The sequence below is a fragment of the Thermoactinospora rubra genome, from assembly GCF_002093975.1.
GTDB lineage: Bacteria > Actinomycetota > Actinomycetes > Streptosporangiales > Streptosporangiaceae > Nonomuraea > Nonomuraea rubra_A.
Window position 1 is genome coordinate 1 of record NZ_MSZZ01000118.1, and the last position, 1490, is coordinate 1490.

Annotated in this window: 2 protein-coding genes and 1 pseudogene; 2 read left to right on the top strand and 1 reads right to left on the bottom strand. The window is 70.1% G+C overall.

Going from position 1 to position 1490, the window contains the following annotated elements; all coding sequences use genetic code 11:
* Positions 1–59: 59 nt before the first annotated feature.
* The gene (locus BSB02_RS43840) at positions 60–233 is read right to left on the bottom strand and encodes an Arc family DNA-binding protein (protein WP_084966065.1); all 174 of its coding nucleotides are present in this window, start codon (positions 231–233) and stop codon (positions 60–62) included.
* A 28-nt stretch (positions 234–261) separates the two neighbouring features.
* On the opposite strand from BSB02_RS43840, the gene BSB02_RS39145 reads away from it, so the two are divergent.
* Positions 262–1173, top strand: a complete 912-nt coding sequence (locus BSB02_RS39145; RefSeq protein WP_206185144.1) for an RNA-guided endonuclease InsQ/TnpB family protein — start codon at positions 262–264, stop codon at positions 1171–1173.
* A 12-nt stretch (positions 1174–1185) separates the two neighbouring features.
* Positions 1186–1458, top strand: a pseudogene (locus tag BSB02_RS43845) (zinc ribbon domain-containing protein); the annotation flags it as partial.
* Positions 1459–1490 lie beyond the last annotated feature (32 nt).

Here is a 1490-nt window from a genome sequence, read left to right on the forward strand (position 1 = left end):
CTCACCTAGACCACCGGAGGAAGCCCGGTCCTTCAGGGCCGGGAGGAATCCGGGCCCCGTCAGGGGCGGCCCGCCGAAGGCGGGGCGGCCTCGGGCGCGGAGCGTCCGTCATCGGACAGTCCTTTCTCGAGTAGGTACAAGATTTCTGCATTGAGAGACCGACGGTCGCGCTCGGCGGCGGCGGTGACCAGGGCGTGAAGGTCGTCGGGAAGACGCAACGTAATCCGAATCATGACACCACTTTAGTGGTATAGTGGTGTCATGTCTCGTTACCGGCTCCAGCCCACACCCGCCCAGGAGGCGGCCCTGCTGGAGCACTGCTCGCACGCGCGGTTCGTGTGGAACCTCGCCATCGAGCAGCACGCCCACTGGGCGCCGGGACGTAAAAGCGGGCCAGGGTTCGCCGAGCAGTGCCGCCAGCTCACCGAGGCGCGGGCGGAGTTCGCCTGGCTGGCCGCCGGGTCGATCATCGTCCAGCAGCAGGCGCTGCGGGACTTCGCCCAGGCCATGGCCAACTTCTTCAACGGGACACACCGGCGGCCGACCTGGCGCAAGCAGGGGCGGCACGAGGGGTTCCGCATCGTCGGCCAGCAGGGCGATCAATGGGATGTGCGCCGTGTGTCCCGCCACGTGGGCGAGGTCAAGGTGCCGAAGGTGGGGTGGGTGCGGTTCCGCTGGTCCCGCGCGGTCCCGGCGGAGGTGAAGTCGTACCGGATCACCCGCGACCGCGCCGGTCGCTGGCATGTCGCCTTCGCCGCGATCCCCGAGCCGATCCCCGCACCCGAAACCGGAGAGAGCGTTGGCCTGGACCGTGGCGTTGCCATCTCGGCCGCTCTGTCCACCGGCGAGACGCTGCACGTCCCCACGCTGCGCGAGGCCGAGGCGGCGCGGCTGCGCCGCCTGGAACGCAAGCTGGCCCGCGCCCGGCGCGGGTCCAAGCGCAGGGCGAAGATCAAGGCCGCGATCGCCCGGCTGAAGGCGCGGGAGGCCGATCGGCGTAAGGACTGGGTCGAGAAGGTCTCCACCGATCTGGCCCGCCGCTTCGACGTGGTCGCCGTCGAGGACCTCAACATCCGCGGCATGACCCGCTCGGCCAAGGGCACGGTCGACGCGCCGGGCCGGAACGTCCGGCACAAGGCTGGGCTGAACCGGGGCATCCTCGCCGCCGGGTGAGGCCGGCTCGTTGAGCGGCTGGAGCACAAGGCGCCCGGCCGCATCATGAAGATCAACCCCGCGTACACGAGCCAGCGCTGCTCGGCGTGCGGGATCGTGGATCGTGAGGCGCGCGAGAGCCAAGCCGTCTTCCGCTGCCGGTCCTGCGGATACGCCGGCAACGCCGACGTGAACGCGGCCAGGAACATCAAGCTGGCGGCAGGGCATGCCGTGACTGCGCGGGAAGGGCCCTGGGCTGCCGGGCCAGCGCACCGCGAACCTCAACCGATCCTCCATTCTGCATAGGTGTGACGGTTGGAATCCCCCGCCTTCAGGCG

Coding starts and splice junctions, on each gene's coding strand:
- BSB02_RS43840 (WP_084966065.1), bottom strand. CDS start 233: ATGATTCGGATTACGTTGCGTCTTCCCGACGACCTTCACGCCCTGGTC.
- BSB02_RS39145 (WP_206185144.1), top strand. CDS start 262: ATGTCTCGTTACCGGCTCCAGCCCACACCCGCCCAGGAGGCGGCCCTG.